Raw genomic sequence first — 25,128 nt, forward strand, 5'->3', positions numbered from 1 at the left:
GGCGTGCGCCGCCGTTGGGCGGAATCGCGTAAATGGGGCGCGCGAGCCGCTATGATGGCGGGATGCGCGGCTGGGCCGGCGTCGCTTATTCGGACGACGTGAAAGCCGCTATTGTACTTGCGAAGCACCCTGACGATCCGATGCCAGTGTCACCACGCCGTTCTTCCGCCGCCATTGCCGATTCCGCCGACCCGTTCGACGCGGACGACGCCGCGCCACCCGCGCCCCGCGCAGGGCAGCGCCGCGCCGGGCCGCGCCGCGGCGCCGACGGGCGGCTCGCGCAGCCGGCGGCGGCCGCGTTCGATGCGGGTGCGTCCGGCGCCGAGCCGGGCGATCCGGCCGATTTGGCCGCGGCCGAAGCGGACGCGGCGAGCGCTGCCGCACCGAAACGCAAGAAGGCCGCGAGCAACAAGGCCGACAAGGCCGACAAGCCTGTCAGGACCGCCGACAAGCTCGCGAAGCTCGGCCTCACGCGCGCGATCGATCTCGTGCTGCATCTGCCGATGCGCTACGAGGACGAGACGACGCTCACGCCGATCGACGAACTGCTGCCGGGCGGCATCGCGCAGACGGAAGGCGTCGTGTTCGACAACGAGGTCGCCTACCGGCCGCGCCGCCAGCTCGTCGTGAAGATTCACGACGACGACGGGGCGCAGCTCGTGCTGCGCTTCCTGAACTTCTACGGATCGCAGGTCAAGCAGATGGCCGTCGGCCAGCGGCTGCGCGTGCGCGGCGACGTGCGCGGCGGTTTCTTCGGGATGGAGATGGTGCACCCGGCGGTGCGGGTCGTCGAAGCCGATGCGCCGCTGCCGCAAGTGCTCACGCCCGTCTACCCGAGCACGGCCGGCGTGTCGCAGGCCTATCTGCGCAAGGCGATCGAGAATGCGGTCGAGCGCACGCCGCTGCCGGAATTGCTGCCCCCGGAGATCGACCGCGCGTACCTGAGGCCGCTCGGCGTGCCGTCGCTCGCGGATGCCGTGCGGATCCTGCATCACCCGGGCGTCGATTCCGACGAGCCCGCGCTGATGGACGGCTCGCATCCCGCCTGGACGCGCATCAAGTTCGACGAGCTGCTCGCGCAGCAGCTGTCGCTGAAGCGCGCGCACGAGGAGCGCCGCACGCGCTCGGCGCCCGGGATGCCGCGCCGCGCGGCGAGCGACGCCGACGCACTGACGACGCGTCTCTACGCGGCGCTGCCGTTCACGCTGACAGGCGCACAGGCCCGCGTCGTCGACGAGATCGCGCACGACCTCACGTTGCCGCATCCGATGCAGCGCCTGCTGCAGGGCGATGTCGGCAGTGGCAAGACGGTGGTCGCGGCGCTCGCGGCCGCGCAGGCGATCGACGCCGGCTACCAGGCCGCGCTGATGGCGCCGACCGAAATCCTCGCCGAGCAGCATGCGCGCAAGTTGCGCGGCTGGCTCGAACCGCTCGGCGTGTCGGTTGCATGGCTCGCCGGCAGCCTGAAGGCGAAGGAGAAGCGCGCGGCGATCGAAGCGGCTGCGCTCGGCACCGCGCAGCTCGTGATCGGCACGCACGCGATCATCCAGGACGCGGTCGAGTTCGCGCGCCTCGGTCTCGTGATCGTCGACGAGCAGCACCGCTTCGGCGTCGAGCAGCGCCTCGCGCTGCGCGCGAAGGCGGCGAACGCCGCGGACGGCGCGCAGGGCTTCCAGCCGCACCAGCTGATGATGTCCGCGACGCCGATCCCGCGCACGCTCGCGATGACGTACTACGCGGATCTCGATGTGTCGACGATCGACGAGCTGCCGCCGGGGCGCACGCCGATCCTGACGCGCCTCGTCGGCGACGCACGGCGCGAAGAAGTGATCGCGCGCGTGCGCGAGGCCGCGCTGACGGGCCGCCAGGTGTACTGGGTCTGTCCGCTGATCGAGGAGAGCGAGACGCTGCAGCTGCAGACGGCCGTCGAGACCTACGAGACGCTCGTCGCCGCGCTGCCCGAGCTGAAGGTCGGACTCGTGCACGGGCGCCTGTCGACGGCCGACAAGGCGGCGGTGATGGACGCGTTCACGCGCAACGACGTGCAGCTGCTTGTCGCGACGACCGTGATCGAAGTCGGCGTCGACGTGCCGAACGCGTCGCTGATGGTGATCGAGCACGCGGAGCGCTTCGGCCTCGCGCAACTGCACCAGCTGCGCGGGCGGGTCGGGCGCGGCACCGCGGCGTCGGTGTGCGTGCTGCTGTACAGCGGGCCGCTGTCGCTGACCGGCCGCGCACGGCTGAAGACGATGCGCGAGACCACCGACGGCTTCGAGATCGCGCGGCGCGACCTCGAGATCCGCGGCCCCGGCGAATTCCTCGGCGCGCGCCAGTCGGGCGCGGCGATGCTGCGCTTCGCGAACCTCGAAACCGACGGCTGGCTGATCGAGCCGGCGCGCGAAGCCGCTGCGCGGCTGATCGCCGGCTACCCGGACGTCGTCACGCAGCATCTCGCGCGCTGGCTCGGCGCGCGCGAGCAGTACCTGAAAGCGTGATCGCAGATTGAGGGCCGGATTTAAAAGCGCAGAACCTCAGGTGATTTTGCGGAGAAACTTGGCGAACCGGCGTCACAGGGTGTATAAATTAAACCTATCGCCTGTATATATTTGATTGACCCACAATGACGCTGACTGAATTGAAATACATCGTCGCGGTCGCGCGCGAGCGGCATTTCGGCCGCGCGGCCGAAGCATGCTTCGTGAGCCAGCCGACGCTGTCGGTGGCGATCAAGAAGCTGGAAGACGAGCTCAACGTACAGATCTTCGAGCGCGGCGCGAGCGAAGTGAGCGTCACGCCGATCGGCGACCAGATCGTCACGCAGGCGCAGCGCGTGCTGGAGCAGACCTTCGCGATCAAGGAGATCGCGAAGCAGGGCAAGGATCCGCTCGTCGGCCCGTTCCGCCTCGGCGTGATCTACACGATCGGGCCGTACCTGCTGCCGACGCTCGTCAAGCAGATGATCCAGCGGGTGCCGCAGATGCCGCTGATGCTGCAGGAGAACTACACGCTGAAGCTGCTCGAACTGCTGAAACAGGGCGAGATCGACGCGGCGATCATGGCGCTGCCGTTCCCGGAGACGGGCCTGATGGTGCGGCCGCTGTACGACGAGCCATTCGTCGTCGCGCTGCCGGCCGGTCATCCGTGGGAGAAGCGCCACCAGATCGACGCCGAGGACCTGAAGCAGGAAACGATGCTGCTGCTCGGCAACGGCCACTGCTTCCGCGATCACGTGCTCGGCGTGTGCCCGGAACTGATGCGCTTCTCGCAGACTGCCGACGGGATCCAGAAGACGTTCGAGGGCTCGTCGCTCGAGACGATCCGCCACATGGTCGCGAGCGGTGTCGGCATCACCGTGCTGCCGCGGATGTCGGTCGCCGAGGTCGGGCCGCGCGCAAACGGCCCCGATGCCGAACTGTTGTCGTACGTGCCGTTCAACGACCCGGTGCCCGACCGCCGCGTCGTGCTCGTGTGGCGCAAGAGCTTCACGCGGATGCCCGCGATCGATGCGATCAGCGACGCGATCACCACGTGCGAATTGCCGGGCGTCGTGAAGCTCGACATGCCGGCGACGGTGAACTGACGCGGTGCGGCCCATGGCCGCAGCAGAGGGACGGGGTCTTGCGACCCCGTTTATTTTTGCCTATCGTATAGATGAAATTTATTAAATTCAAATAACCAATAGTTCTGTATAGACTCCTCTGCATGGATCGATGCACCGCCGGCACGGCGGTCTGCACGTTCAATGCAAGCGTCAAAGGAGGGTGTCATGATGCGTTCGGTATTGCAGCACGCGCAGCGGAACATCGCGCCGCACGGGAAGGTCGTAGATCGAGCCAGGGCAGCGATCCGCAGCCTGCGCCCGATCGCGTTCGCGTATCTGGCGGACCGTGCCTATGGCGGCTGAGCCGCCGGGTGCCGGCCGATCGTTGCCCGACACCACCTGATCCGACACGACGTAGCACGACGGGAGCCACGCTCCCGCTTTTACCCCGCAGTGACCATCCGCCGACGTGTCCGCGTTCCGGACCGGCCAAGTGGATGCCAACGAACTTAGGAGAAGACGCATGTCGACTGAAACGAAGTGCCCGTTCCATCACACCGCTGGCGGCGGCACGTCGAACCGGGACTGGTGGCCCAATCAGCTCAACCTGAACATCCTCCACCGGCATTCGTCCCTGTCCGATCCGATGGACAAGGAATTCAACTACGCGGAAGCATTCGAGAAGCTCGACCTGGCCGCGGTGAAAAACGACCTCCGCGCGCTGATGACCACTTCGCAGGATTGGTGGCCGGCCGACTTCGGCCATTACGGCGGCCTCTTCATCCGCATGGCGTGGCACAGCGCCGGCACGTACCGCACGGCTGACGGCCGCGGCGGCGCCGGCGGCGGCCAGCAGCGCTTCGCGCCGCTCAACAGCTGGCCCGACAACGGCAACCTCGACAAGGCGCGCCGCCTGATGTGGCCGATCAAGCAGAAGTACGGCCGCAACATCTCGTGGGCCGACCTGATGATCCTGGCCGGCAACGTCGCGCTCGAATCGATGGGCTTCAAGACGTTCGGCTTCGCCGGCGGCCGTCCGGACACCTGGGAACCGGACGACGTCTACTGGGGCGCGGAGAAGATCTGGCTGGAGCTGAGCGGTGGCGTGAACAGCCGCTACTCGGGCGACCGCAACCTGGAGAACCCGCTTGCCGCCGTGCAGATGGGCCTGATCTACGTGAACCCCGAAGGCCCGGACGGCAACCCCGACCCGGTCGCCGCCGCGCGCGACATCCGCGACACGTTCGGACGGATGGCGATGAACGACGAGGAAACCGTCGCGCTGATCGCGGGCGGCCACACGTTCGGCAAGACGCACGGCGCCGGTCCCGCATCGAACGTCGGTGCCGAGCCGGAAGCGGCGCCGCTCGAGGCTCAGGGCCTCGGCTGGAAGAGCACCTATGGCACGGGCAAGGGCGGCGATGCGATCACGAGCGGCCTCGAGGTCACGTGGACGACGACGCCGACGCAGTGGAGCAACAACTTCTTCGAGAACCTGTTCGGCTACGAGTGGGAACTGACGAAGAGCCCGGCCGGCGCGCACCAGTGGGTCGCGAAGGGCGCGCAGGCCGTGATTCCGGATGCGCACGATCCGTCGAAGAAGCATCTGCCGACGATGCTGACCACCGACCTGTCGCTGCGCTTCGATCCCGCGTACGAAAAGATCGCGCGCCGCTTCTACGAGAATCCGGACCAGTTCGCCGACGCGTTCGCGCGCGCATGGTTCAAGCTGACGCACCGCGACATGGGTCCGCGCGCACGCTATCTCGGCCCGGAAGTGCCGGCTGAGGAACTGCTGTGGCAGGACCCGGTTCCGGCCGTCGACCACGCGCTGATCGACGATGCGGATGCAGCCGCACTGAAGGCGAAGATCCTCGCGTCGGGCCTGTCGGTGTCGCAGCTCGTGTCGACCGCATGGGCGTCGGCGTCGACGTTCCGCGGCTCCGACAAGCGCGGCGGCGCGAACGGTGCGCGCATCCGGCTCGCGCCTCAGAAGGACTGGGACGTGAACCAGCCGGCGCAGCTCGCGAAGGTGCTGGAGACGCTCGAAGGCATCCGGAAGGCGTTCAATGACGCGCAGGCCGGCGGCAAGAAGGTGTCGCTCGCCGACCTGATCGTGCTGGCCGGTGCGGCAGGCGTCGAGCAGGCTGCAAAGAACGCGGGTCACCCGGTGACGGTGCCGTTTGCGCCGGGCCGCACGGACGCATCGCAGGAGCAGACCGATGTCGAAGCGATGGCCGTGCTCGAGCCGGTTGCGGACGGTTTCCGCAACTACCTGAAGGGCCAGTACACGGTGCCGGCCGAGGCGCTGCTGGTCGACAAGGCCCAGCTGCTGACGCTGACCGCGCCGGAGATGACGGCGCTCGTGGGCGGCCTGCGCGTGCTCGGCGCGAACGTCGGGCAGACGCAGCACGGCGTGTTCACCGACCGGCCGGAAGCGCTGACCAACGACTTCTTCGTGAACCTGCTCGACATGGGCACGGAGTGGAAGCCGGCGTCGGCCGCGAACGACGTGTTCGAAGGGCGCGATCGCGCGACGGGCAAGGTCAAGTGGACGGGCACGCGTGTCGATCTGGTGTTCGGCTCGCACGCGCAGCTGCGCGCGCTGGCCGAAGTCTACGGCAGCGAGGATGCGCAGGCGAAGTTCGTCCGCGACTTCGTCGCGGCCTGGAACAAGGTGATGAACCTCGACCGCTTCGACCTCGCGTGATGCCGGCAAGCTGCTGCTGAAGGTCCGGCAGCAGGAAACGCGGAAACGGCCGGTCGTGCGACCGGCCGTTTCCGTCTGGACGATCCGTATTGTTTGAAGGAGTGACGATCATGACGCAGATGATCCTGGGTATGCGCAGCACCCTCGCGGCGCCCGTGAAGCGCGCACCCGCCGCCGCGCTGCGGCGTTTCGTCGGCTTCGCGATCGCGGGCAGCGGCGCGGCCGTGCTGATCGCGCAGGCCGTGCACGGCCTGGCCGCTGCCGCCGGCGCTTGAGTAGAATCCGACCCCCGATTTTCTCGGCACATCGCGCCGCCGGTGCGCCGGGCGCAAGGCTGTCGACATGACGCGACCTGCCGCTGGGCTCTAAAATGCCGGGGTTATCTTCCCGGTGCTCCACCATGCTCGCCCGCTTTCCCCTGTATCTGCGGCTCGTCCGGATGGACAAGCCGATCGGCAGCCTGTTGCTGCTCTGGCCGACGCTCAACGCGCTGTGGATCGCATCGAACGGCCATCCGCGCTGGCAACTGCTCGTGATCTTCGCGCTCGGTACGCTGCTGATGCGCTCGGCGGGCTGCGCGATCAACGACTACGCGGACCGCGATTTCGACCGCCATGTGAAGCGCACGGCCGACCGTCCGCTGACGTCCGGCAAGATCCAGGCATGGGAAGCGGTCGCGATCGCGGTCGGGCTGTCGCTCGTCGCGTTCCTGCTGATCCTGCCGCTCAATGCGCTGACGAAAGAGCTGTCGGTCGTCGCGGTGATCGTCGCGGGCACCTATCCGTTCATGAAGCGCTTCTTCGCGATTCCGCAGGCGTATCTGGGTATCGCGTTCGGCTTCGGCATTCCGATGGCGTTCGCGGCCGTGCAGGACACGGTGCCGATGCTCGCGTGGATCATGCTGATCGCGAACGTGTTCTGGTCGGTCGCGTACGACACCGAATACGCGATGGTCGACCGCGACGACGACATCAAGATCGGCATCCGCACGTCGGCGCTGACGTTCGGCCGCTTCGACGTCGCGGCGGTGATGGCGTGCTACGCGGTCACGCTCGGCATCTACGTGTGGATCGGGCTGACGCTCGGCTTCGGCATCGTGTACTGGGCAGGGTGGGCGGCCGCGGCCGGCTGCGCGCTGTATCACTACACGCTGATCAAGGATCGCGAGCGGATGCCGTGCTTCGCTGCATTCCGGCACAACAACTGGCTCGGTGGCGTGCTGTTCGTCGGGATCGCCGCGCATTACGCGGTGGCCGGGCTCTGAGCGGGGTTCGTCGCGACTGACGTCGCGTGCCGGCGGAAGCGGGCGCGCGGTCAAGCGCCCGATCAGCGCAAGCCGATCAGGCTGACCCTCTCGTCAAGCGGCCCGCGGGTCGCTTTTTCATTGCGCCGGGCCGCCGCTCATCTGGCGCTCGTTTGTCAGGTGCTCACGCGCGGCCGAGCTCGTCGCCCATTTCCTTCGCGCGCGCCTCGGCCGCGAGCGTGCCGCGCACGATCGCTTCCTTCACGCCCTGCGCGTCGAACGACGCGAGCGCCGCCGCCGTCGTGCCGCCCTTCGACGTCACGCGTTCGCGCAGCACGCTGGCCGGCTCGCCGGACTGCGCGGCGAGCTGCGCGGCGCCCGTGAACGTCGCGACCGCGAGTGCGCGGCCCTGCTCGTCGTTCATCCCGAGGCGGCGCGCCGCTTCCTGCAGCGCTTCGATGAAATAGAACACGTACGCGGGGCCGCTGCCCGAGATCGCGGTGACTGCGTCGAGCTGCGACTCGTCGTCGAACCATACGATCTCGCCGACCGCGCCGAGCACGCCCGACGCGAGTTCGCGGCCCGCCGCATCGACGCCCGGCAGCGCGGCGAGGCCCGTCACGCCCATGCCGACGAGCGCCGGCGTGTTTGGCATCGTGCGCACGATGCGCGCGTAATCGCCGAGCCAGCGCGCGAGGTCCGTACCGCGGATGCCCGCCGCGATGCTGATCACGAGTTGCGACTTCAGGTGCGGCGCGAGCGCCTGCGCGACGTCCTTCAGCACTTGCGGCTTCACCGCGAGCACGATCGCGTCGTAGTCCGCGAGCGCGGCGTCGACGGCCGCGCCGGTGCGGATGCCGAACTGCTGCTCGGCGCGCTTGCGGACGTCTTCGTTGACGTCGATCGCGTACAGGCCGTCCGCGGCGACGCCGCGCTTGACGAGGCCGCCGATCAATGCCGCGGCCATGTTGCCGCCGCCGATGAATGCGATTTTCATGATGTCGTGTTCGGAAAGTGGATCAATGGGAATAGTCGCGCGCGCCGAAGATCGCGGTGCCGACCCGCACGATCGTCGCGCCTTCGAGCACGGCCGCCTCGAGGTCGGCGGACATGCCCATCGACAGCGTGTCGAGCGGCAGGCCTTCCGCGCGCAGCGCATCGAACAGCGCGCGCAGCGCACGGTGCGGCGCACGCTGCGCGTCGGGGTCGCCCGCGGGCTCCGGAATCGCCATCAGGCCGCGCAGCCGCAGCGACGGCAGCGCGGCGATCGCGCGCGCGATGTCGGCGACGTCGTCCGGCGCGACGCCGCTCTTCGATGCCTCGCCGCTGATGTTCACCTGCACGCATACGTTGAGCGGCGGCAGGTTCGCGGGCCGCTGCTCGGCGAGCCGCTGCGCGATCTTCAGCCGGTCGACCGAGTGCACCCAGTCGAAGCGCTCGGCGACGGGCCGCGTCTTGTTCGATTGCAGCGGGCCGATGAAATGCCATTCGAGGCCGGCGCGCAGATCGGCAAGCGCGTCGATCTTGTCGATCGACTCCTGCACGTAGTTTTCGCCGAACGCGCGCTGACCGGCCGCATGCGCGGCGCGCACGGCATCGGCGGGGAAAGTTTTCGATACGGCAAGCAGCGTGACGGTGGCGGGATCGCGGCCAGCCGCGCGTGCGGCGTCGGCGATGCGGTGATGAACGGATTCCAGCTGAACGGCAAGATCGGACATGACGGGCACGGATATGGGCACGAGCGTGGGCACGAGCGCAGGCGCGAATGCGGGCGCGCCGCTGACGCGCGGCGCATCGATTCGCATTATACGGACGCGCTCAGCCGTACAGCAGGTGCTCGACGAGCTGGATCCAGTGCGTGACGGGGATCTGCGTGCCGCTTTGCAGGTGCGCGATGCAGCCGATGTTCGCGGAGACGATCATTTGCGGCTCGAGCGCCTGCAGCTTCGCGAGCTTCTGCTTGCGCAGCTTGTACGACAGCGACGGCTGCGTCAGCGAATAGGTGCCGGCCGAGCCGCAGCACAGGTGGCTGTCGGCGGGCAGGCGCACGTCGATGCCGAGCGTTTCGAGCAGCCGTTCGACCTTGCCGCGCGATTGCTGGCCGTGCTGCAGCGTGCACGGCGGGTGATACGCGACGGTATGGATCGCGCGGCGCCGCGCGAGCGACGCGAGCTCGGCCTCGAACGCGAGCAGCACGTCCGAGATGTCGCGCGTCAGCGCGACGATGCGCTGCGCCTTCTCCGCATAGGCCGGGTCGTCGCGCAGCAGGTGCGCGTATTCGAGCACCGTCGCGCCGCAGCCGGACGCGTTCATCACGATCGCCTCGGCGCCTTGCTCGACGTACGGCCACCATGCGTCGATATTGCGGCGCGCGTCGTCGAGCGCTTCGTCGTGGTAGTTCAGGTGCAGCCGGATCGCGCCGCAGCAGCCGGCCTCCGGCGCGACGACGGTCTCGACGCCGAGCGCATCGAGCACGCGCGCGGTCGCGATGTTGATGTTCGGCAGCATCGACGGCTGCACGCAGCCGGCGAGCATCAGCATCTTGCGCGGATGGGTGCGGTGCGGCCATTCGAGCAGGCGCGTGCGCGGCGGCACCTTGTCGCGCAGCCGCTTCGGCAGCAGCGGCCGCACGTGCTGGCCGAGCCGCATCACCGGCGAAAACAGCGCGCTGTTCGGCACGAAGCTCGCGAGCGCGCGGCGCACGAGCCGCTGCGACAGCGGGCGCCGCACCTGTTCCTCGACATGCTTGCGGCCGATTTCGACGAGGCGGCCGTACTGGACGCCCGACGGGCAGGTCGTCTCGCAACTGCGGCACGTGAGGCAGCGATCGAGATGCTGCTGCGTGCTGCGCGTGACGGGCGCGCCTTCGACCATCTGCTTGATCAGGTAGATGCGGCCGCGCGGGCCGTCGAGTTCGTCGCCGAGCAGCTGGTAGGTCGGGCAGGTCGCGGTGCAGAACCCGCAATGCACGCACTTGCGCAGGATCGCGTCGGCTTCGTCGCCGTCGGGCGTATTGCGGATGAAATCGGCGAGGTTCGTTTGCATCGAGCCCTCAGAGATCGGGGTAGAGCCGGCCGCGGTTGAAGATGCGCGCCGGATCGAAGGCGGACTTCAACCCGCGGTGGATTTTCATCAGCGGCGCGGGCAGCGGCGTGAACACGCCGGCGCTGCGATCGTACGATTCGCCCGCGCGGAACAGCGTCGCGTGGCCGCCCGCCTGTTTCGCGCTCATGCGCACGGTCTGCGCGTCGGCGTCGGTGATCCACCAGCGCTGCGCGCCGCCCCATTCCATCAGCTGGGTGCCCGGCAGGTGCATCGGCTCGGTGATGCTCGGCAGCGACAGGCGCCACAGCGCGAAGCCCGGCGGAACGCCGTTGAAGAACGGATCAGTCTGCTCGCGCAGGCCGGCCCAGAAGCGCTCGGCCTCGACCGCGTCGACGACCTCGCCGCCGAGCTGCGTCTTTGCGGCCTTCACCGCGGCCTCGGCGCCGGACAGGCGCAGCACGAGGGTGCCGTTGCGCCAAGCGCTCGCGCTGACGGGCAGCGGGTGGCCGCCCCATTCGTTGAGCTTGCGCACCGCGTCGGTCGCGCTCATCTCGAACTTCAGCGTGACTTCGGCGACGGGCACCGGCAGCACCTTGATCGACAGCTCGAGCATCAGTCCGAGCGTGCCGAGCGAGCCGGCCATCAGCCGCGACACGTCATAGCCGGCGACGTTCTTCACGACCTGCCCGCCGAACCGCAGCACTTCGCCGCGGCCGTTCATCAGCGCGACGCCGAGCACGAAATCGCGCGGCGCGCCGCAGGTCGCGCGCCGCGGGCCCGCGAGCCCCGCCGCGATGCAGCCGCCGACGGTGGCCGGGCGGCCGAAATGCGGCGGCTCGAACGGCAGCATCTGGCCGCGCTCGCCGAGGACGGTTTCGAGCTGCACGAGCGGCGTGCCCGCGCGGACCGTCACGACGAGTTCGGCCGGGTCGTACGACACGATGCCGTGAAATGCGCGCGTGTCGAGTATCTCGCCCTCGAGCGACTGGCCGTACCAGTCCTTGGTGCCGCCGCCGCGGATCCGCAGCGGCCGGCCATCGGCACTGGCGGCACGGGTGCGCTCCGCCCATTCGGCGACGATGTCGTCCTCTTCCATGATCGGTTGCTGCCTCGTCTTGTTGTCCGGTCGATTGTACCGGGGTGACGCGAATGCACATCGCGACTATCCCTAAGCCCGGTTCACGGGTGGAACGCGGCGGCCGCGCGCGAACAGCCGGGCAGGCCGGGCGGCCCGTCGTCTGCCCCCGTCCGCCCGGCCGGCGACGCGCATCCGCGCGCCGGGCTGGTCTCAGAAGCGCGGCAGGTCGGGATGCGGCAGGAGCCCGCCGCGCACGTGCTGGCGGCCGTATTCGGCGCAGCGTGCACGCGTGGGAATGCCCTTGTCGGGATTGAGCAGGCTGGGCGGATCGAACGCGCGCTTGACCGCGAAGAACGCGTCGCGCTCCTGCGGCGAGAACTGTACGCACATCGAATTGAGCTTCTCGATGCCGACGCCGTGCTCGCCCGTCACCGTGCCGCCGAACTCGACGCAGCACTCGAGGATCTCCGAGCCGAACAGCTCGGCGCGATGCAGTTCGTCGGGATCGTTCGCGTTGTAGAGGATCAGCGGATGCATGTTGCCGTCGCCCGCATGGAACACGTTGATGCAGCGCAGCCCGTAGCGCGTCTCCATCTGCTCGATGCGTGCGAGCAGCGGCCCGACCGCGCGGCGCGGCACGGTGCCGTCCATGCAGTAATAGTCGGGGGAAATCCGTCCGGCGGCCGGAAACGCGTTCTTGCGGCCCGACCAGAAGCGCAGCCGCTCGCTCTCGTTGCGCGACACCTGGATGCGCGTCGCGCCGTGCTCGCGCAGCACCGCCGTCATCCGCACGATCTCCTCGGCGACTTCTTCCGGCGTGCCGTCCGATTCGCACAGCAGGATCGCCTTCGCGTCGACGTCGTAGCCCGCGTGCGTGAACGCTTCGACGGCCCGCGTCGCCGGCTTGTCCATCATCTCGAGCCCGGCGGGGATGATGCCGGACGCGATGATCGCCGCGACGGCCTCGCCGCCCTTGACGACGTCGTCGAAGCTCGCCATCACGAGCTGCGCGGTCTGCGGTTTCGGGATCAGCTTCACCGTGACTTCGGTGACGATCGCGAACATGCCTTCGCTGCCGATCGTCACCGCGAGCAGGTCGAGGCCCGGCGCGTCGAGCGCGAGCGAGCCGAATTCGACGATCTCGCCTTCGATCGTCACCGCGCGCACGCGCATCACGTTATGCACGGTCAGGCCGTACTTGAGGCAGTGCACGCCGCCGGAATTCTCCGCGACGTTGCCGCCGATCGTGCAGGCGATCTGCGACGACGGATCCGGCGCGTAGTACAGGCCGTACGGTGCAGCGGCCTCGGAGATCGCGAGGTTGCGCACGCCGGGCTGCACGGTCGCCGTGCGCGCGTACGGGTCGACCTCGACGATGCGCGTGAAGCGCGCGAGCGACAGCACGACGCCGAGCGAGATCGGCAGCGCGCCGCCCGACAGGCTCGTGCCCGCGCCGCGCGGCACGATCGGCACCTCCATGCGCCGGCAGATCTGCACGATGCGCTGCACCTGCGATTCCGTCTCGGGCAGCGCGACCGCGAGCGGCAGGCGCCGGTACGCGGACAGGCCGTCGCATTCGTACGGCGCGGTGTCTTCGTCGCGGTACAGCAGGCAATGCGTCGGCAGCACGGCCATCAGCGCCTGCACGACTTCGCGCTGGCGCTGCGCGCGCATCTCGGCCGACAGTTCGGGAGCGTTCATCGGGTCTCCTGCATGGGCGCGGGGTCTTGGCTCCGGGTCAGCACGTGAAAATCTTGCCGGGGTTCATCAGGTTGCGCGGATCGAGCGCGAGCTTGATCGCGCGCATCGTGTCGATCGCGTTGTCGCCGTGCTCCTTCGGCAGGAAGCGCATCTTGTGCAGGCCGACGCCGTGCTCGCCCGTGCAGGTGCCGCTCATCCGCAGCGCACGCTCGACGATCCGGTCGTTGATGCGTTCCGCTTCTTCGAGCTCCTCCGGCTTGTCGGGATCGATCAGGATCGCGACGTGGAAGTTGCCGTCGCCGACGTGGCCGACGATCGGGCAGGGCAGCGTCGACGCGCGCAGGTCGACCTCGGTTTCCTCGACGCAGGCGGCGAGCTGCGAGATCGGCACGCAGACGTCGGTCGTCACCGCGCGGCAGCCCGGCTTCAGCTGCAGCATCGCGAAATACGCGTTGTGGCGCGCGGCCCAGAGCCGGCTGCGGTCTTCCGGCCGGGTCGCCCATTCGAAGCCCTGGCCGTGGTTCTGGCCGGCGAGCGATTCGACCAGTTCCGCCTGCTCCTTCACGCCGGCCTCGGTGCCGTGGAATTCGAAGAACAGCGTCGGCGCTTCGGTGAGCGTCAGGTTCGAGTGGCGGTTGATCGAGCGGATCGCGAGCGAATCGACGAATTCGACACGCGCGATCGGTACGCCGATCTGGATCGTCTCGATCACGGTGCGTACCGCGTCGCCCATCGTCGGGAACGTGCAGATCGCAGCCGACACGGCTTCCGGCAGCGGATGCAGCCGCAGCGTGATCTCGGTGATCACGCCGAGCGTGCCCTCGGAGCCGACGAACAGGCGGGTGAGATCGTAGCCGGCCGACGACTTGCGGGCGCGCGAGCCCGTCTTCACGACGCGGCCGTCGGCGAGCACCGCGGTCAGGCCGAGCACGTTCTCGCGCATCGTTCCGTAGCGCACGGCGTTGGTGCCGGACGCGCGGGTCGCGGTCATGCCGCCGATGCTCGCGTCGGCGCCGGGATCGATCGGGAAGAACAGGCCCGTGTCGCGCAGCGCTTCGTTGAGCGCCTTGCGGGTGATGCCGGGCTCGACCGTCACGGTGAGGTCTTCCGCGTTGATCGACAGCACGCGGTTCATTTCGGACAGGTCGAGCGACACGCCGCCGCGCACCGCGAGCAGATGGCCTTCGAGCGACGAGCCCGCGCCGTACGGGATCAGCGGTACACCGTAGAGCGCGCACTGCGACACGACTTGCCGGACGTCGTCGGCGCTGCGGGCAAACACGACCGCGTCGGGCAGTTGCGGGTCGAACGGCGATTCGTCGCGGCCGTGATGCGCACGCACGGCGTCGGCCGTCGACACGCGCTCGCCGAAGGCGGCGCGCAGCGCATCGAGCAAGGCGGGGGGCAGGGGGCGACGCGATGCGACCGGTGGGGCCGGCGGGGCGGGGTGATTCACGCAAGTCTCCTGTCGATCGGCGTGGGCGCTGCGGCGTGGGTATCGACCTGCGCCGGCGCCATCACCCGGGCGCGGGTGGCCCGGCATCGCACGCGGATCTCGTGCATGGTTCGGCAACTCGTCTGGCAGATCCCGCCGCGTGGCGGTTTTGACCCATTCTACGCTGGAACACCTGCTGCGAGCCGCGCGGCGGGCTGCGATAATCGGTATTCAACGCAACCGGGGCCGCGCTGCGGCCGCGCAACCGAGGAATTCGCATGGGCAACCGTTTGAGCAAGATCGCGACCCGCACGGGCGACGACGGCACCACCGGTCTGGGCGACGGCAGGCGCATCGGCAAGGACGACGTGCGGATCGCCGCGATCGGCGACGTCGACGAACTGAACTCGAATCTCGGCGTGCTGCTCGCCGAGCCGCTGCCCGATGACGTGCGCGCGGCGCTCGTGACGATCCAGCACGACCTGTTCGACCTCGGCGGCGAGCTGTGCATCCCCGGCCATACGGTGCTCGACGACACGCATCTCGCGCGTCTCGACCGGTGGCTCGCCGACTACAACGCAACGCTGTCGCCGCTGAAGGAATTCATCCTGCCGGCCGGCTCGCGCGCGGCGGCGCTCGCGCACGTGTGCCGCACGGTGTGCCGGCGCGCCGAGCGCGCGATCGTCGCACTCGGCCGCAACGAGCCGCTGCACGAGACGCCGCGCCGTTACGTGAACCGGCTGTCGGATCTGCTGTTCGTGCTGGCGCGGGTGCTGAATCGCGCGGACGGCGGATCGGACGTGCTGTGGGAACGCGGTCGCGCGCGCTGATGCGCGGGCGGCCGGACGTCCCGACCCCGTTTCCCTCACTGCGACAATTTGCCCGGGGGGCGTCGAATTTTAAAGATGTATTGTATGTGCATGTTTAACGGAGAACGAGCATGACCCACATTACCGCCGACCAGATGGCCCGTGTGAAGGCCACCGCCCCCGTCCTCGCCGTTCACGGCGCGACGATCACGAAGCACTTCTATCAGCGCATGTTCGCGCGGCATCCGGAACTGAAGAACCTGTTCAACCAGACGCACCAGAAGACCGGCAGCCAGCCCGAGACGCTCGCGAAGGCCGTCTACGCGTATGCGGCGAACATCGACAACCTCGGTGCGCTGGGCGGCGCGGTGTCGCGGATCTCGCACAAGCATGCGAGCCTGAACATCCGTCCCGAGCACTACCCGATCGTCGGCGACAACCTGCTCGCGGCGATCGTCGAAGTGCTCGGCGACGCGGTCGATGCGGACACGCTCGAAGCGTGGCGCGTTGCGTACGGCCAGCTCGCGCAGATCCTGATCGGCGCCGAGGCGGACCTGTACGCAGGCGCGGCATGGAGCGGCTTCCGTCCGTTCAAGGTCGCACGCAAGGTGCGCGAGAGCGACGAGATCACGTCGTTCTACCTGACGCCGGCTGACGGCGGCGAAGCGCCGACGTTCGCGCCGGGCCAGTACGTGACGGTGAAGCGCTTCGTCGGCGACCTGGGTGTCGACCAGCCGCGCCAGTACAGCCTGTCGGACGCGCCGCACGGCAAGTGGCTGCGCATCTCGGTGAAGCGCGAGGCCGGCAAGGCGGAAGCGATTCCGGCCGGCAAGGTGTCGACGCTGATGCACGACGGCGTCGAGGAGGGCGCGATCGTCGAGGTGACCGCGCCGATGGGCGATTTCTCGCTGAAGCGCGATGCGGATACGCCGGTCGTGCTGATCTCGGGCGGCGTCGGCCTGACGCCAATGATGTCGATGGCGTCGACGCTGATCGCGGAAGGCAGCAAGCGCGACGTGCGTTTCATCCACGCGTGCCGTTCGGGTGCGGTGCATGCATTCCGCGACTGGCTGAACGATACGGTGCGCGAGCACGTGAACGTCAAGCGCACGGTGCTGTACGAGCAGGTCGGTCCGAACGACCGCGCAGGCGTCGATCATGACCTCGAAGGGCGCCTCACGCCGGAGCGCGTGAAGCACTATGCGCTGGTGCCGGACGCCGACTACTACATCTGCGGCCCGATCGCGTTCATGAAGGCGCAACGCGATGCGCTCGTCGCGCTGGGCGTCGCGCCGGAGCGTGTGAACACCGAGATCTTCGGTTCGGGCGCGCTCGAGTGACGCGCTGACGCTCGATCCGCGAGAAATGCAAAAGCCCGGCGCAAGCCGGGCTTTTTGTATCGCGGACGCGGGGCGGGCGGCGCGCGCCGCCCGCGTTGCATCCAATCAGTTGCCGCTGCCGCGCGCGACGCGACGCGCCTTCACCGATTCCGCGAGTCCCTCGAGCACCTTCACGCTGTCTTCCCAGTTGATGCACGCATCGGTGATGCTCTGGCCGTAGGTCAGCGGGCAGCCTTCCTTCAGGTCCTGGCGGCCTTCGACGAGGTGCGACTCGACCATCACGCCGACGATGCGCTCGTCGCCGGCCGCGAGCTGGCGGCCGATGTCCGCGCACACGGGGATCTGGTTCTCGTGCTTCTTCGAGCTGTTCGCGTGGCTCGCGTCGATCATCAGGCGCGCGGCGAGGCCGGCCTTGCCGATGTCCGTGCACGCGGCGTTCACGCTTTCGGCGTCGTAGTTCGGCGTCTTGCCGCCGCGCAGGATCACGTGGCAATCCTCGTTGCCGGCCGTCGACACGATCGCCGAGTGGCCGCCCTTCGTCACCGACAGGAAATGGTGCGGCTGCGACGCGGCCTTGATCGCGTCGACCGCGATCTTCACGTTGCCGTCGGTGCCGTTCTTGAAGCCGACCGGGCACGACAGCCCCGACGCGAGCTCGCGGTGCACCTGCGACTCGGTCGTGCGCGCGCCGATCGCGCCCCACGAGATCAGGTCCGCGATGTACTGCGGGCTGATCATGTCGAGGTACTCGGTCGCGGCCGGCAGGCCCATCTCGTTGATGTGCAGCAGCAGCTCGCGCGCGGTGCGCAGCCCTTCGTTGATCTTGAAGCTGTTGTCGAGGTGCGGATCGTTGATGAGCCCCTTCCAGCCGACCGTCGTGCGCGGCTTCTCGAAGTACACGCGCATCACGATTTCGAGTTCGCTCTTGAAGCGCTCGCGCTCCTTGACGAGCCGCCCCGCGTATTCGAGCGCCGCCTTCGTGTCATGAATCGAGCACGGCCCGATCACGACGATCAGCCGGTCGTCCATCCCGTGCAGGATCCGGTGCATCGACTCCCGTGCGTTGTAGATCAGCTCGGACGCGGCTTCGGAGCACGCGAATTCGCGGATCAGGTGGGCGGGCGGCGTCAGCTCCTTGAGCTCGCGAATGCGGACGTCATCGGTATTGTGCGGGGGCATGCTGTTTCTCCTAATTCGGGCTGCCGTCAGCTCAACGCGCGTGCGGCAAATTCATCAATTCAAGCGATTCAGTCGGTCCGGCCGGCGCTGCGGACCTGCTGCAGCGATGACCGGCTGGCGAAGGGCGAAAAAAAACCGCCGGGTTCGCCGGCGGTTTTTTCGGGAATTTCGGTTGCGCTTTGCGCGCCATCAACCCTCTCGATCCGCCAGCGGTCTGAGATACCAAAAAAAGTAAAAGTAAAACTTGGCGGACATGACGGAGATTCGGTTCGTCAAAAAGTTGATTCGGAATTTATACCCCGTCCCTGGTCGGCTGGCAACCGGGGGGCGTCAAAAATGCGGACAATCCGCGTGGTTTCTGCGAAATGCGCGGATTGTCTGCGTGGCGATGCGGTTATGCCGTACCGCCGACTGTCATCTTGTCGATCCGCAGGGTCGGCTGGCCGACGCCGACCGGCACGCTCTGGCCTTCCTTGCCGCACACGCCGACACCCGTGTCGAGCGACATGTCGTTGCCGATCATGCTCACGTACTTCAGCGATTCAGGGCCGCTGCCGATCAGCGTCGCGCCCTTGACCGGGTAGGTGACCTTGCCGTTCTCGATCATGTATGCCTCGGACGCCGAGAACACGAACTTGCCGTTCGTGATGTCGACCTGGCCGCCGCCGAAATTGACCGCGTACAGGCCGTTCTTCACCGACGCGATGATTTCCTGCGGGTCCTTGTCGCCGTTCAGCATGTACGTGTTGGTCATGCGCGGCATCGGCAGCGCCGCGTACGACTCGCGCCGCGCGTTGCCGGTGACGGGCATCTTCATCAGGCGCGCGTTCAGCGTGTCCTGGATGTAGCCTTTCAGGATGCCGTCCTCGATCAGCGTCGTGCACTGCGTCGGGTTGCCTTCGTCGTCGATGTTCAGCGACCCGCGGCGGTTCGGCAGCGTGCCGTCGTCGACCACCGTCACGCCCTTCGCCGCGACCTGTTCGCCGATGCGGCCCGCGAACGCCGACGAGCCCTTGCGGTTGAAGTCGCCCTCGAGACCGTGGCCGATCGCCTCGTGCAGCAGCACGCCCGGCCAGCCCGGCCCGAGCACGACCGTCATCGCGCCGGCCGGCGCCGGACGCGCGTCGAGGTTGACGAGCGCTGCGTGCACCGCATCGTCGACGTAGCGCGACAGCACGTCGTCGGTGAAGTAGCCGTAGTCGAAGCGGCCGCCGCCGCCGCCGGAGCCGATCTCGCGGCGGCCGTTCTGCTCGGCGATCACCGTGACCGACACGCGCACGAGCGGGCGGATGTCCGCCGCGAGCGCGCCGTCGCTGCGCGCGATCAGCACGACGTCGTATTCGCCGGCGAGGCCCGCCATCACCTGCGTGATGCGCGGATCGCGGCCGCGCGCCATCTGCTCGATGCGCTCGAGCAGCTTGACCTTGGCCGTCGCGTCGAGCGACGCGAGCGGATCGGACGGCAGGTAGAGGTCGCGGCCCGAGATACCCTTCAGCGACGTGGCCGCCTTCACCTTCTGGCGCCCGCCGCCTGCTGCGGCGATCGCCTTGGTGGCCGCGGCCGCCTGCGCGATCGCGTCGGGTGACAGGTCGTCGGAATACGCGAACGCGGTGCGGTCGCCCGCGACCGCGCGCACGCCGACGCCCTGGTCGATGCTGAAGCTGCCCGATTTGACGATGCCTTCCTCGAGGCTCCACGCTTCGCTGCGGGTCGCCTGGAAGTACAGGTCCGCGTAGTCGACGCGATGCGTGAAGATGTCGGCGATCGTGCGCGTCAGCAGGCTCTCGTCGAGGCCGTAAGGCGTGAGCAGGATGTCCTTCGCCAGCGCCAGGTTGCGGATGCCGGGTTCGATGATGTTCATGCGGGTTTCGGGGTTTCTCAAAAAGTTGTCGGGTGCAGTATCGGGTGCGTATGGGGCAGATGGTTCGCGCGGGCCGGGGTTTCAAGGGGGCAGGGTGGCCGGCCGTTCAGCCGAGCACGCGGTGCCGCCACGCGGGCAGGCTCTGGCGCACGTCGGCGATGCGTTGCGGGTCGAGCGAGCCGAGCACGACGCTCGCACCCTCGGCGCGCTCCGCGACGATCTCGCCCCACGGATCGACCAGCATGCTGTGGCCCCAGGTGCGCCGGCCGTTTTCGTGCTTGCCGCCCTGCGCGGCGGCGAGCACGTAGCACTGGTTCTCGACCGCCCGCGCACGCAGCAGCGTCTCCCAGTGCGCGCGGCCGGTCGTATACGTAAACGCGGACGGCACGACGACGAGCGTGCAGTCGCCCAGCTTGCGGTACAGCTCCGGAAAGCGCAGATCGTAGCAGACCGACAGTCCGACCCGGCCGAACGGCGCGTCGAACGCGACGACCGTGTCGCCCGGACAGATCGTGCGCGCCTCGTCGAACGACTCGTCGCCTTTCTCGAAGTTGAACAGGTGGATCTTGTCGTAGCGGGCTGCCTCGCGGCCGGAAGGATCGAACACGAGCGTCGTGTTCAGCACGCGGTTCGCTTCGGGCGCCTTCAGCGGCAGCGTGCCGCCGATCACCCAGATGCCGTGGCGGCGCGCCGTGTCGGCGAGGAACTGCTGGATCGGGCCGTCCTGATAGGACTCGGCGAGCGCGAGCTTGTCGGTGTCCTTGTGGCCCATGAAGCAGAAATACTCGGGCAGCAGCACGAGCTGCGCGCCTTCGCCGGCCGCTTCCGCGATCAGGCGGCGGGCCTCGGCGAGATTGCGCGCGACGTCCGGCGTGCTCACCATCTGCAGCGCGGCAACCCGGACGGGTTTCGCGGAAGGGGTGTGTTCGGTCATCGCCAAATCGGTAGCGTCATAAATGGGGTGCGGCCCGTGCGGCTCAGCGACTTGTCGCGCCGGCCGCGTCGTGGTTCATCTTACCCTGATCGCCCCGCACCCGCTCGATGTGCGGGTGCGCCCACGAGCCGTTGATCGTGTAGTCGATCGCGAATGCATGCGACAGCGTCTCCGACAGCGCGTAGTTCGCGGCCAGCACGCCGACGCCGAGCAGCGGGTTGATGATCGCGGCCGCGATCGCCGCCGTGCCGGCGCCGACCTTCGGCGCAACGTGCGCGTGCAGGTCCTGCGTTTCCGCGCCGAGGTCGACCGAGCCCTTCAGCGTGACCTTCGCGGGCGGCGTCGTCATCTCGAAATCGTCGGTGCGCGCGATGCCGTTGGTGATCCGGCCGGTGCCGGTGATCTTCTCGAACGGCAGCCCCTTGCCGACGACGTCGCGGAAATTGAGCGTCAGGAAGCGCGCGAGGCTCTGCAGGCTCAGCACGCCGAGCAGCTTCGCCGCACCCGGGTCGACCTTCAGGATCTGGCCGTGCTCGAGGTCGAGCGCAAGCTGGCCGTTGAGCGACGGATAGTCGAGCGCGGTCGGGCCGCCGCGCCAGCCGATCTTGCCGGTCAGCGTGCCGTGGCCGTCCGCGATCGTGCGCGGCAGGCCGACGCGGTCGAGCAGCGCGCCGGCGTTGTCGATGTCGAGCTTGAAGTCGAATACGCTGCGGCGCGGCGCATCGGCTTCGTCGACGCCGCGCGCGAGCGCGTGACGCGACGTGCGCCAGTTGCCGGTCGCCGTCAGCCTGGCGGCCGGGTTCGACAGCTCCAGCTTGTCGAGTTGCCAGACCGGCGTGCCGCCTTCTTCGATATTGCGCGCGTTGACGACGAGGCGGCCGATGTCGTGGCCGCGCGCGACGACCTCGTCGACGACCAGGTCGATCGAGGGCATCGGGCGGTCGGTCGGCGTCGGCAGGTTCATCGCGCGCCCGACGAGATCGTGCTCGGCGCTTTGCGGAATCACGAATTTCGCGAGCCGCGCGTTCAGCACGCCCGCGCCGTTGTGGCCGCCGCCCGGCTCCCACGACAGGTAGCCGGACACCTGGTTCGACGCGATGTTCGCCTGCCACAGCTCGTCGACGTGCGACGCGCCGACGATCACGTTTTCCCAGTTGCGCTTGAGCAGCTTCAGCGTGCCGAAATGGAACGCGAAGCGCTTCGGCACGAAGCTCGCGAGGTCGACGCGCTCGGCGCCCGGCTGCGGCTCCGGCGCGCGTTGCGCGGGGTGCAGCGTCCGCGCGAGCGCGATCCACGCGTCGGCGTCCAGCTCGTCGACGTCGACCGCCGCGCTCACGCCGTCCTGCGGCACGTCGGGCATCCGGTGGATGCCCATCGCGCCGCGCACCGCGCGCAGCGGCTGGCCGCGCGTCGCGTCGAGCAGGTAGGTCGCGGTGACGGGGCCGAGCGTCAGGTCCGCATGTTCGAGGCGCCGGCCGTCCGCCTGCGCCGCCGGCTGCAGCGTGAAGCTGAACGGCATCGGGGTGCCCGCGGGCTTCGCGAACGGCGCCGGGAAGTTCAGCGCGACGCCGGTCAGGTCGGAGCTGGCCGTGATGTTGGGCAGGCTGCCCGGCGCGCCGCGCACGGCGATCCGGTACGGCGCGTCGCCGACCACGTGCTCGAGCAGCGCCGCGGCCGGACCATGCAGCTTCAGCCCGCGCGCGGCGTCGAGCGCGAGCTTGCCGTCGACGTCGACCGCATACGGGCCGTGCGACTTGAGCTCGCCGCTCGCGCGCACGGGGCCGCCGAGGAATTGTCCGGACAGGCGGTCCAGCGACGCGCCGCCTTCCGTGAAGCGGACGCTGCCGCGCAGCGCGGACAGCGGCGGCACGCCGCCGGTCGACAGCGTGTTGCCGCCGAACGCGAGCGCGCCTTCGACGTGGGTATGCGGATGCGGCACGTGCTGCGGGATCGTCAGCTTGAGCGCGAGCGACGCCGGCCCCTGCGCGTCGATCTTCTGGCCGATGTGCCCGCTGAGGATGCCGAGCGAGCTGTTGTCCGCATAGTCGATCAGGTCGGCGAGCGGGCCCTGCGCGTGCCCTTCGATGACGAACGGCGATGCGGCCGGGTGGCCGAGATCGGCGATCCGGCCGCTTACCTTGGTCACCGCCACGCGCTTGTAGTGCGCACGGTCGATATCGAAGCGCAGCTTGTTCTGCTCGAGCTCGAACACACCGTCGATGCCCGCGAGCGCCGGCCACACGCTCGGCGTGCCGTTCGCGAGCTTGTGCGGCGGGAACGGGGTCGGCTCGAACTGCCCGCCCGTGAACGGCGCGACGATGTGGAACACGCCGGCGCTCGGGTCGTGCGAGTACGGGAAGCCTTCGAGCGGGCCGCGCGCGACGATCGACGCGCCTTTCGTGACCTGGCCGGCCTGCAGCGCATGGCCGAGATACTGGCGCAGGTGCTCGGACATGCCGGTCGGCAGGTAGCGCGGGATGCGGGCGACCGCGGCGCGCGCGAAGTCGGCGCGCAGGTCGAGCGAACCGCGGCCGTGGCCGGGATTCGAATAGCTGCCCGACACCGCGATCTCGGCGTCGGGATTCGCGACCAGGAGGTCGGGCAGCGTCACGTCGACGCGTGCGTGCCTGTCGCCCGGCTCGGGCGTGATCGCCCATTTCGCGTTCCCTTTCAGCCGGTCGAACGTGAGGCGCGGCACGTCGAACACGCCGGGCACCGTGACCGCGGCGTTGACCGTGTCGAAATGCGCGGTGCCGCCCGTCTCGTTCGCATCGACGTGGCCCCACAGGTTTTCGATGCCCGGCCAGCCGGCGCGCGGGTGACCGTGCGCCGAGAGTCCGGGCGGCGGTTCCTGCGCGGCGAAGCTGATGCCCTGCAGGTCGCCGAGGAACCGGTAGCGGACGATCGGCGCGGTGCCGGTGCGCTTTTCTTCGTCGGCGAGCTCGGCGCGCGCGGGTTTCGCGCGTTCGACCTCGATCTGGTAGTTCGCGACCATCCCGCGCGGATCGACCCGCACGAGCTCGTTGCGCAGGTGCGCGGGCAGCGGCAGACCGCGGATGAATTCGCTGAGGATGCCGAGATCGGCGCGGTCGCCGGCCACGCTGATCAGCTGGCCCTGGCTGGCGGTCGGCACGCGGTAGCGCGCGGTGAGCGTCGCGAGGCCGAGCGCGCGGCCGAGCGGCGTGCCGTCCGGCAGCGGAGGCTGGCCCAGTTCGGCGTGAAAGTGCGACAGGTGCAGCGTGTAGTCGTGGCCGGTATCCATCGTCATGTCCCAGCCGAAGCGCGCGATCGGCACGTCGAGCTTCGGCTGCGTCGGCCGCACGCGCAGCGCGACGTCCGCGCCCCGCAGGTCGCCGCCCGCGGCGCGCAGCCGGCCGTCCCGGAAGGTCGCCCAGATCGCGTTGTCGATCTGGCCCGCATGGATCGTGAACGGCATGTTCACGTAGCGGGCGAGCGTCGGCAGGTCGACGGGGCCGGTCGACAGGTACGCGTCGCCGGTCCAGTTCGCCGGCTTGCCGATCGGCGCGAGCGCCTTGTGCGTGAAGCGCGCGCGGAAATCGAGCGGGCCGCGCAGCAGCGTGCCGTTCGCGGGCGCCTGCAGCGCCGCCTTGTGGACGCGGCCGTCGTTGAGCACCGCAAGCCGGATCCCGGACAGCGCGAGTTCCGGCGCGTCGTGCTTCGCGTCGCGCCAGCGCAGCGTGCCGCCGCGCAGCACGATCGCCTCCTGCTTGAGGAGCCAGGTGCTGAATGTGTCGTTGCCGCCGTGGGTGGTCGGCACGCCGACGCCGGCGATGAACAGCGCGCCGTCCGCGCTGCGCTCGACGATCAGGTCCGGCTGGTCGACGATCAGGCTGGACAGCGCGGGCGACAGGCGCAGCAGCGACATCCACGACAGCGCGGCCGTCGCGTGCGGGACCGACAGCGCGACCTGGCCGTCGCGGCCGCGGATCGTCAGCTGGGTGACTTCGACGCCCGGCTGCATGCCGGACCAGTGCGGGGAAAGCTTGCCGATTGAAAGCTGCGCATGCAGCTTCGCGGACACGAACTGCTCGATCCTCGGCCGGAAGTCGTCGATGCGGGGCAAGAACACATAGCGCAGACCGAGGAACGCGCCCGACGCGACGAAGTAAGTGCCGAGGCCGACCGCCAGCGTCACCTTGAACACGCGGCGCAGCACCGGATGATCGTGCTTCGGAGGTCCCGCTTTGGGCAGTGCTACGGCGGATTCCTGACGGTCGGACATGCTGCGGAA

At 68.9% G+C, this 25,128-nt stretch carries 18 protein-coding genes; 8 read left to right on the forward strand and 10 right to left on the reverse strand.

The features are described from left to right. Nucleotides 1-140 precede the first annotated feature (140 nt). The 6 genes from recG to ubiA all read left to right on the forward strand — a co-directional run bounded on the left by recG (nt 141) and on the right by ubiA (nt 7,515). Nucleotides 141-2,495, forward strand: coding sequence for an ATP-dependent DNA helicase RecG (gene recG, locus ACV229_RS12515; RefSeq protein ID WP_448083439.1), 2,355 nt, complete (start codon nt 141-143; stop codon nt 2,493-2,495). A 125-nt stretch (nt 2,496-2,620) separates the two neighbouring features. Then, nucleotides 2,621-3,580: a LysR substrate-binding domain-containing protein gene (locus ACV229_RS12520; RefSeq protein WP_448083440.1), complete on the forward strand. Its 960-nt coding sequence runs from the start codon at nt 2,621-2,623 to the stop codon at nt 3,578-3,580. Between the two features lie 186 nt (nt 3,581-3,766). Next, nucleotides 3,767-3,904, forward strand: a complete 138-nt coding sequence (locus tag ACV229_RS12525) for a hypothetical protein (RefSeq protein ID WP_448083441.1) — start codon at nt 3,767-3,769, stop codon at nt 3,902-3,904. A 160-nt stretch (nt 3,905-4,064) separates the two neighbouring features. Next, on the forward strand, nt 4,065-6,251 hold the full coding sequence (gene katG, locus ACV229_RS12530; protein ID WP_448083442.1) for a catalase/peroxidase HPI: 2,187 nt from the start codon (nt 4,065-4,067) through the stop codon (nt 6,249-6,251). A gap of 110 nt (nt 6,252-6,361) precedes the next feature. After that, a complete protein-coding gene (locus ACV229_RS12535) occupies nt 6,362-6,526 on the forward strand; it encodes a hypothetical protein (protein WP_448083443.1) in 165 nt (54 codons plus the stop codon). A 125-nt stretch (nt 6,527-6,651) separates the two neighbouring features. Continuing rightward, nucleotides 6,652-7,515 (forward strand): 4-hydroxybenzoate octaprenyltransferase, encoded by an 864-nt coding sequence (ubiA, locus tag ACV229_RS12540; RefSeq protein WP_448083444.1) that lies wholly within the window; start codon nt 6,652-6,654, stop codon nt 7,513-7,515. Between the two features lie 163 nt (nt 7,516-7,678). Here the strand turns inward: ubiA and proC are convergent, their stop codons facing one another. The 6 genes from proC to ACV229_RS12570 form a co-directional block, all read right to left on the reverse strand. Continuing rightward, nucleotides 7,679-8,491 carry a pyrroline-5-carboxylate reductase gene (gene proC / locus ACV229_RS12545; protein WP_448083445.1) on the reverse strand — a complete coding sequence of 271 codons (813 nt, stop codon included), beginning with the start codon at nt 8,489-8,491 and terminating at the stop codon, nt 7,679-7,681. A gap of 22 nt (nt 8,492-8,513) precedes the next feature. Further along, nucleotides 8,514-9,212 carry a YggS family pyridoxal phosphate-dependent enzyme gene (locus ACV229_RS12550; protein ID WP_448083446.1) on the reverse strand — a complete coding sequence of 233 codons (699 nt, stop codon included), beginning with the start codon at nt 9,210-9,212 and terminating at the stop codon, nt 8,514-8,516. A gap of 100 nt (nt 9,213-9,312) precedes the next feature. Beyond that, a complete protein-coding gene (gene glcF / locus ACV229_RS12555) occupies nt 9,313-10,539 on the reverse strand; it encodes a glycolate oxidase subunit GlcF (protein ID WP_448083447.1) in 1,227 nt (408 codons plus the stop codon). Between the two features lie 7 nt (nt 10,540-10,546). Further along, complete coding sequence (gene glcE / locus ACV229_RS12560) at nt 10,547-11,635, reverse strand: glycolate oxidase subunit GlcE (protein WP_448083448.1); 1,089 nt, start codon at nt 11,633-11,635, stop codon at nt 10,547-10,549. Nucleotides 11,636-11,827: 192 nt separating this feature from the next. Next, nucleotides 11,828-13,318 (reverse strand): FAD-linked oxidase C-terminal domain-containing protein, encoded by a 1,491-nt coding sequence (locus ACV229_RS12565; protein ID WP_448083449.1) that lies wholly within the window; start codon nt 13,316-13,318, stop codon nt 11,828-11,830. Between the two features lie 37 nt (nt 13,319-13,355). Next, the gene (locus ACV229_RS12570) at nt 13,356-14,774 is read right to left on the reverse strand and encodes an FAD-binding oxidoreductase (protein WP_448083450.1); all 1,419 of its coding nucleotides are present in this window, start codon (nt 14,772-14,774) and stop codon (nt 13,356-13,358) included. A 257-nt stretch (nt 14,775-15,031) separates the two neighbouring features. Here ACV229_RS12570 and ACV229_RS12575 point away from each other — a divergent pair, with 257 nt between their 5' ends. Together ACV229_RS12575 and hmpA are read left to right on the forward strand one after the other, a co-directional pair. Continuing rightward, on the forward strand, nt 15,032-15,583 hold the full coding sequence (locus tag ACV229_RS12575) for a cob(I)yrinic acid a,c-diamide adenosyltransferase (RefSeq protein ID WP_448083451.1): 552 nt from the start codon (nt 15,032-15,034) through the stop codon (nt 15,581-15,583). A gap of 110 nt (nt 15,584-15,693) precedes the next feature. Further along, entirely contained in the window at nt 15,694-16,902 is a 1,209-nt protein-coding gene (hmpA, locus tag ACV229_RS12580; protein WP_448083452.1) for an NO-inducible flavohemoprotein, read from the forward strand. 105 nt (nt 16,903-17,007) lie between these two features. Here the strand turns inward: hmpA and aroG are convergent, their stop codons facing one another. From aroG to ACV229_RS12600, 4 genes are all read right to left on the reverse strand, one after another. Beyond that, the gene (aroG, locus tag ACV229_RS12585; protein WP_448083453.1) at nt 17,008-18,081 is read right to left on the reverse strand and encodes a 3-deoxy-7-phosphoheptulonate synthase AroG; all 1,074 of its coding nucleotides are present in this window, start codon (nt 18,079-18,081) and stop codon (nt 17,008-17,010) included. A gap of 394 nt (nt 18,082-18,475) precedes the next feature. Beyond that, the gene (gene tldD / locus ACV229_RS12590) at nt 18,476-19,942 is read right to left on the reverse strand and encodes a metalloprotease TldD (protein ID WP_448083454.1); all 1,467 of its coding nucleotides are present in this window, start codon (nt 19,940-19,942) and stop codon (nt 18,476-18,478) included. A gap of 106 nt (nt 19,943-20,048) precedes the next feature. Then, nucleotides 20,049-20,876 carry a carbon-nitrogen hydrolase family protein gene (locus ACV229_RS12595; protein ID WP_448083455.1) on the reverse strand — a complete coding sequence of 276 codons (828 nt, stop codon included), beginning with the start codon at nt 20,874-20,876 and terminating at the stop codon, nt 20,049-20,051. Nucleotides 20,877-20,919: 43 nt separating this feature from the next. After that, a complete protein-coding gene (locus tag ACV229_RS12600) occupies nt 20,920-25,119 on the reverse strand; it encodes a YhdP family phospholipid transporter (RefSeq protein WP_448083456.1) in 4,200 nt (1,399 codons plus the stop codon). Between the last annotated feature and the right edge of the window lie 9 nt (nt 25,120-25,128).

It is taken from the genome of Burkholderia sp. MR1-5-21 (genome assembly GCF_053427715.1).

Coding starts and splice junctions, on each gene's coding strand:
- recG (WP_448083439.1), top strand. CDS start 141: ATGCCAGTGTCACCACGCCGTTCTTCCGCCGCCATTGCCGATTCCGCC.
- ACV229_RS12520 (WP_448083440.1), top strand. CDS start 2,621: ATGACGCTGACTGAATTGAAATACATCGTCGCGGTCGCGCGCGAGCGG.
- ACV229_RS12525 (WP_448083441.1), top strand. CDS start 3,767: ATGATGCGTTCGGTATTGCAGCACGCGCAGCGGAACATCGCGCCGCAC.
- katG (WP_448083442.1), top strand. CDS start 4,065: ATGTCGACTGAAACGAAGTGCCCGTTCCATCACACCGCTGGCGGCGGC.
- ACV229_RS12535 (WP_448083443.1), top strand. CDS start 6,362: ATGACGCAGATGATCCTGGGTATGCGCAGCACCCTCGCGGCGCCCGTG.
- ubiA (WP_448083444.1), top strand. CDS start 6,652: ATGCTCGCCCGCTTTCCCCTGTATCTGCGGCTCGTCCGGATGGACAAG.
- proC (WP_448083445.1), bottom strand. CDS start 8,491: ATGAAAATCGCATTCATCGGCGGCGGCAACATGGCCGCGGCATTGATC.
- ACV229_RS12550 (WP_448083446.1), bottom strand. CDS start 9,212: ATGTCCGATCTTGCCGTTCAGCTGGAATCCGTTCATCACCGCATCGCC.
- glcF (WP_448083447.1), bottom strand. CDS start 10,539: ATGCAAACGAACCTCGCCGATTTCATCCGCAATACGCCCGACGGCGAC.
- glcE (WP_448083448.1), bottom strand. CDS start 11,635: ATGGAAGAGGACGACATCGTCGCCGAATGGGCGGAGCGCACCCGTGCC.
- ACV229_RS12565 (WP_448083449.1), bottom strand. CDS start 13,318: ATGAACGCTCCCGAACTGTCGGCCGAGATGCGCGCGCAGCGCCAGCGC.
- ACV229_RS12575 (WP_448083451.1), top strand. CDS start 15,032: ATGGGCAACCGTTTGAGCAAGATCGCGACCCGCACGGGCGACGACGGC.
- hmpA (WP_448083452.1), top strand. CDS start 15,694: ATGACCCACATTACCGCCGACCAGATGGCCCGTGTGAAGGCCACCGCC.
- aroG (WP_448083453.1), bottom strand. CDS start 18,081: ATGCCCCCGCACAATACCGATGACGTCCGCATTCGCGAGCTCAAGGAG.
- tldD (WP_448083454.1), bottom strand. CDS start 19,942: ATGAACATCATCGAACCCGGCATCCGCAACCTGGCGCTGGCGAAGGAC.
- ACV229_RS12595 (WP_448083455.1), bottom strand. CDS start 20,876: ATGACCGAACACACCCCTTCCGCGAAACCCGTCCGGGTTGCCGCGCTG.
- ACV229_RS12600 (WP_448083456.1), bottom strand. CDS start 25,119: ATGTCCGACCGTCAGGAATCCGCCGTAGCACTGCCCAAAGCGGGACCT.